This is a genomic window from Niallia sp. Marseille-Q9988 (assembly GCF_976954375.1).
Genome location: NZ_CDRJSZ010000007.1, coordinates 301,491 through 307,684 on the forward strand (window position 1 = coordinate 301,491; position 6,194 = coordinate 307,684).

The 6,194-nt window shown below is 37.4% G+C and carries 5 protein-coding genes; 3 read left to right on the top strand and 2 right to left on the bottom strand.

Annotated features, from left to right (window positions below):
- Nucleotides 1-8 precede the first annotated feature (8 nt).
- Both ACWNMZ_RS15145 and ACWNMZ_RS15150 read right to left on the bottom strand, forming a co-directional pair.
- Nucleotides 9-1,346, bottom strand: coding sequence for an ISLre2 family transposase (locus ACWNMZ_RS15145; RefSeq protein WP_251628884.1), 1,338 nt, complete (start codon nt 1,344-1,346; stop codon nt 9-11).
- A 198-nt stretch (nt 1,347-1,544) separates the two neighbouring features.
- Nucleotides 1,545-1,895: a hypothetical protein gene (locus tag ACWNMZ_RS15150; RefSeq protein ID WP_031536754.1), complete on the bottom strand. Its 351-nt coding sequence runs from the start codon at nt 1,893-1,895 to the stop codon at nt 1,545-1,547.
- A 206-nt stretch (nt 1,896-2,101) separates the two neighbouring features.
- On the opposite strand from ACWNMZ_RS15150, the gene ACWNMZ_RS15155 reads away from it, so the two are divergent.
- From ACWNMZ_RS15155 to ACWNMZ_RS15165, 3 genes are all read left to right on the top strand, one after another.
- A complete protein-coding gene (locus ACWNMZ_RS15155) occupies nt 2,102-2,929 on the top strand; it encodes a DeoR/GlpR family DNA-binding transcription regulator (protein WP_251628744.1) in 828 nt (275 codons plus the stop codon).
- Nucleotides 2,926-3,834 (top strand): 1-phosphofructokinase, encoded by a 909-nt coding sequence (gene pfkB, locus ACWNMZ_RS15160; protein WP_031536756.1) that lies wholly within the window; start codon nt 2,926-2,928, stop codon nt 3,832-3,834. Before ACWNMZ_RS15155 ends, pfkB begins: the two co-directional genes overlap by 4 nt.
- 66 nt (nt 3,835-3,900) lie before the next feature.
- On the top strand, nt 3,901-5,778 hold the full coding sequence (locus tag ACWNMZ_RS15165) for a PTS fructose transporter subunit IIABC (protein WP_251628746.1): 1,878 nt from the start codon (nt 3,901-3,903) through the stop codon (nt 5,776-5,778).
- The last annotated feature ends 416 nt before the right edge of the window (nt 5,779-6,194 follow it).

Sequence of the window (6,194 nt, forward strand, 5' to 3'; positions counted from 1 at the left end):
TTCTTTTTTTAAAAACCTTTTAATCCCTGTAAGGCAAAGTGAATGGGTTTTCCAATCGCTTGATTTAAGTATGGCATGTTCTGACGCACGGTTTCTGTTACTAATTTTGTGGGTATTTTTCTTTTCGGTCGATGCTCTTTCTTTGATTTTTCCGTGGTCTTTTCCCATTTTCCATATATCGTTTGGATGGATAGGTCATCCTTCAATCCAATCCACAAGCGCGCCATGCTCATGACCCCTTTTTTGCTCCATGCTCTTCCATTTTTTAATCGTTTGGCTAATTGATTCATCATCGCCTCTGCACTTCCCATTGGACGATACGCTGTCGTGTCCACACCTTTTTCCTGTAACCAACTACGGTAATCTTTTATGGTTTCCTGATGATGCGTTAAAAAGGCAAGGAAATGCTCTAGTTTTTCTTCTTCTTCTGGTGTATCCATTGTTCCTACTGCGCTATTCAACTCTAGAAGTAATGTTTCTACCTGGTAGTTTTTTAACGCTCTTTTCATGTAGCGGTATCGAGGATGGCTCTTCATTAGTTGCTTCATTGAACGAGCGACATGAAAACGATCCATGGTGAAAAAGGCGCGTTCCCGAAAATACTCTCGACATGCCGTTATCCAGCCTGCTCCATCGCCATTAATAATAAGCAAGGTTTGGGTAGGATCATACGCATAATTATTCTGTAAGAACGTTTCAAAGGCTTCCCAAAAGGGTTCTTTTCCTTCATAGAGAAAATGCCTTTTATTTCGGAGTCTGACTCGCTTTCCGTTTTCTTTCCATCCCTCGTGCACAGCGGCGAATTTCAACTCCCATCCACGCTTTTTCTTTTCTTGGCTCTTCACATATAATCCATCTACTTCGACGAACAATACCTTTTGAAAAGGGCGTTTTTCCTTAGCGGGAAGTACGTTTGTTTGAAGAAGATGTTGCCGTAATGCTTCATGGCTCATCGCCGAATAGCCTAAAAATTGTTCGAACGTTTCCACCGCCTTTCGATAGGAGGAGCCATTCGTCGCTAGTTCTAACCCCCATTCTTCTAGTAGTGGACTAAATCCCTTATTCCCCTGAAACTGTAAATAGTGATCTAATAGACAAATATATTTTTTGGTCACACGATCGAAATAATAATTACGCTTCAGCTCCACAGCTCCAAACGCTGTATCTACTCGTATTTCTCGCTTATCTCGTAAAGCAAATCTTCTTTTGTCTCGTTGCTGAGCAATCTCTTGATCCCAATTTTCTAATGTTTGAACAAGAATTTCTTGAAACGTCATTTGTAGTGTTCGAAATAAAGTTTTTTCCAATTCTTTTAATGATGGCATTTTTGTGTTACATTGATTCATGAGAGCCTCTCCTTTTCGTAGTTTTCTAGTCAAATTCTACTTTACAAAAGGAAGCTCTCTTTTTTAATGCTTAATTTTTTCCAGCTACCGCGCTCTCGCTTGGTGGCCTTTTTGTCTAGTTGGGGGACGCGTCCCCCAACTAGACAAAAAGGATATTTATTCTCCCACAAACATTTTACTCATACCTATTAAAATAATTTAGGTTAGGAGAAGTACGAGATAAAATAATAGGATAAAAGCCGCTCCGAAAATTATAAAATATTTAGACCATACATGTGGAAGTTTTTTTCGTTGTATTCCTTTATTAAAACTGATAAGGGAAAGGCCATTTTTATAAATAACAAAATAAATTAACGCAAATCCGATGTATTGTAAGATAAATAATCCAGTAAGGGACTGTTTGTTCTCCAAGAAATGAACATTAGGATAAGAATAGCCAGTAATAAGCTTTATGATCATATCATTAACCGTTCCAAATAGTGCAAATAAGAGTACGGCTGAAAATAGAATTTTAACCAATTCTAAATAGAAGTAGGGGATTTTTTTCATACTTTCATTCCTTTTCATTTATTAATATTAATTTAGTACCAGAACAAAGGATACCATAAACATTTAATAATTGTTAATTAAATATGCTAGATTCGGGTAATATACAGGTAATTATACTGTGATTTCCTGAATGAAAATTCTGATTATACTAAAAACGTTCACAAAACGTCAAAAATATGATAATATTTGATTGTTTTTGAAAGAAAATGCTTGAAATGCGAAATCGTTTACATTATGATGTTGTTAGAGGAAAGACAACCCGAAGAGGGAGTGTGATAATCTTGTTAACACCTGAAAGGCATGAATTAATTGTACAATTGCTTAAACAGCATAGTGTTGTGAAAATACAAGAGTTAATAGATATTACTAATACATCTGAATCAACAATTAGACGAGATTTAACACAATTAGAGCAAGAAGGTTTTTTAAAAAGAGTACATGGTGGCGCTGCAAGGCTTCAAGGAAAAATAAAAGAGCCTAGCATGAGTGAAAAAGCGTTCAAAAACGTTCAAGAGAAGAAAATGATCGCAGCTTTTGCAGCAAATCTCGTAGAGGATGGCGATAGCATTTATTTGGATGCAGGATCGACCATTACAGAAATGCTACCATTTTTAAAAAATCGCGATATTGTAGTTGTGACAAACGGTCTTATGCATTTGTCCAGCTTACTAGAAGCTCGCATTCAAACCTTCCTAACGGGAGGGTATGTAAAAGAAAAGACAAATGCATTAGTGGGTCGTGGTGCCATACTTAGTCTTGATCATTACCGTTTTGATAAATGCTTCATGGGTGTTAATGGTATTCATCCTGAATATGGGTATACTACACCTGACCAAGAGGAAGCCATGGTGAAAAGCAAGGCTTTATCATTATCCAGAGAAGCATTCTTTCTCGCAGATGACAGTAAGTTTTCAGAAGTCTATTTTTCTAAAATAGCGAATTTGCATGAGGCTTCTATTATTACAAACTCCCTTGATGATGAAGTAAACGATTTATATTCAAGGAAAACTAGTATAAAGGTTGTGAAAGAATGATTTATACCCTAACCTTAAATCCTTCTGTCGATTATATTATCGAAGTTAAAGAAGTGCATTTAGGAGAGCTTAATCGATTAGAAAAAACAAGTAAATTTGCAGGTGGAAAAGGGATTAATGTTTCCAAAGTATTAAAAAGAATGGGCGTGCAAAGTAAAGCGTTAGGTTTTGTTGGCGGTTTTACGGGTAGTTTCATTGAAACGCAATTACTTGCCGAAAAGATTGACACTGATTTTGTGAAAGTCGAAGAAGATACACGTATCAATGTGAAATTAAAAGCAGATACGGAAACAGAATTAAATGCAAGTGGACCAACAATCTCTGCAGAAAAATTCCAAGCGTTAAAGGATAAGATTGCTTCTTTAACTTCAGAAGATTTACTCGTATTAGCAGGAAGCGTTCCATCAACCTTACCGAAAACAACTTATGAGGAGCTTGTGAAAATTTGTCATGAAAACAATGTTTCATTTGTTGTCGATGCAGAAGGGGAGCTACTAAAAGCAGTCTTGCCGTATCATCCATTTTTAATAAAGCCTAATCATCATGAGCTAGGTGATTTGTTTGGAACAACGATTACGAATGCGCAAGAAGCAATCCCATATGGAAAAAAATTAGTAGAAATGGGTGCACAAAATGTAATTGTTTCCTTAGCGGGCGAAGGAGCTATATTAATTAGCCAACATGAAGAACTAATTAGTACAGTACCAAAAGGAGAAGTGCAAAGCTCTGTTGGTGCAGGAGATAGTATGGTAGCAGGATTTCTTGCTAAATATGTAGAGACACAGGATATGAAAGAATCCTTCCGCTATAGCATTGCTTCAGGAAGTGCTACAGCATTTTCGATAGGATTATGTACAAAGGAGAAGGTAGAGAGTCTCCTTCCACAAGTCCAACTACAAGCATAAAACGGAATTCATTTAACAAAATAGTAAGGTTGAAATAGAAAATTAATGAAAAAGGAGCGTTATGGGATGAAAATTACCGAATTATTAACGCAAGAAACTATCCTTTTAAATATTGAAGGAAATGGAAAGATTGATGCAATCAATCAACTAGTCGATATTCTTTATTCAGCAGGAAAGTTAATAGATAAAGAAACGTATAAAGAGGCTATTTTAAAAAGGGAAGAGCAAAGTACAACAGGTATTGGGGAAGGGATTGCCATTCCTCATGCAAAAACAAGTGCAGTAAAATCTCCTGCTATTGCATTTGGTCGATCTACTAGTGGGGTTGATTATGAGTCACTAGATGGGCAGCCTGCCAATCTATTCTTTATGATTGCAGCACCAGACGGGGCAAATAATACACATTTGGAGGCATTATCAAGACTATCAACTTTATTGCTAAAAGAAGAAGTTCGTTCGAAGCTGTTAAATGCTGCTTCTAAACAGGATGTTCTTGCAGTTATTGATAGCTATGATGTCGAGGAAGAATCACAAGAGGAAAATATAGCAGATAAAAAGAATTTCATAGTTGCAGTAACTGCTTGTCCTACTGGTATTGCTCATACTTATATGGCAGCCGATTCATTAAAAGCGAAAGCTGCTGAAATGGGTGTAGACATTAAGGTTGAAACAAATGGATCTGGCGGAGCGAAAAACGTTCTGACAGCAGAAGAAATTGAAAATGCAACAGCCGTAATTGTGGCGGCAGATACAAAAGTACAAATGGAGCGTTTTAATGGAAAACATGTGCTTGAAACCCCTGTTGCAGATGGTATCCGTAAACCAGAAGAATTAATTAATCGAGCTTTGAAAAAGCAAGCTCCAGTTTATCAAGGTGGTTCTGGTAGCTCTAGCGAAGGAAAAGAGGAAGGAAAAAAAGGGATTGGAGGCCAAATTTATAAACATCTAATGAGTGGTGTATCAAATATGTTACCATTCGTTGTTGGAGGCGGGATTCTAATCGCTATATCTTTTATGTTCGGTTATAACTCAGCTGATCCAAATGATCCAAGCTATAATGCGTTTGCAGCGGTTATTAAGTACATTGGTGGCGATAATGCTTTTGCCTTATTAGTACCAGTTCTTGCAGGGTTTATTGCAATGAGTATTGCTGATCGCCCAGGCTTTGCACCAGGTATGGTTGCCGGCTTTATGGCAGCACAAGGTGGTGCCGGATTCCTTGGTGGCTTAATCGGTGGTTTCTTAGCTGGTTATATAGTAATTGGTATGAAAAAATTATTAGAAGTTCTTCCAAGATCATTAGAAGGTATAAAAACGATTTTACTCTATCCATTATTAGGAATTTTCTTTACCGGTCTTATCATGAATTACGTTATCATGGAGCCAGTTTCAGCAATCAATACAGGGATGACTAACTGGTTATCAAATCTTGGTACAGGAAATGCTGTTCTCCTTGGAATTATATTAGGTGCAATGATGGCTATAGATATGGGAGGGCCAATCAATAAATCAGCATATGTCTTTGGTACAGGTCTTATTGCTAATGGTGTTTTTGAACCAATGGCTGCAATCATGGCTGGAGGTATGGTTCCTCCACTTGCAATTGCGTTAGCAACTGTTTTATTTAAAAAGAAATTTACGAAACAAGAAAAAGATGCAGGCTTAACAAACTTTATTATGGGATTATCGTTCATTACAGAAGGTGCCATTCCATTTGCTGCAGCAGATCCATTGCGTGTTATTCCATCTGTAGCAATTGGAGCAGCAGTAACAGGCGGGCTATCCATGCTATTTAATATTGGACTAAGAGCACCACATGGCGGTATTTTTGTTGTTGGATTGGTTGATGGAAATCCGATGTTATACCTACTAGCAATTGTAATCGGTGCTGTTGTATCTGCGTTATTGTTAGGATTATTAAAGAAACCCGTAGAACAAAAATAGATGGAATGAACTATTAGATAGAGAGATCATCCACTTATTAAGCAAGTTGAGACTATACACATTACTGAATGCAGTGTGTATAGTCTCATTTTTGTATGTTTTTATAAGAGGTTGGGACAAATCTAAATAACTAATCTTTAAAGACGAACAATCTCTAATTTAGCTCTTAAATAAAGCTACTTTTTCATATCTGTTATTTATGGTTTTAAATATATTCAAGTGTAAAAACTAAGTCGTTCCATTGCGCCACAGACGGTCGCTTTCCGCGGGGAGGAATGCTCCTCGCTGCGAGGCCACTGAAAAAGTGAATTACCTGGTGAATCGGTAGTTACCAAACCATTCTAACTTAGTGTAGGCTTTTGTTTTCCGAGGCTTACCGCACGACTCACCGGGGCGAGCGCCGAGCCGCTTCACAG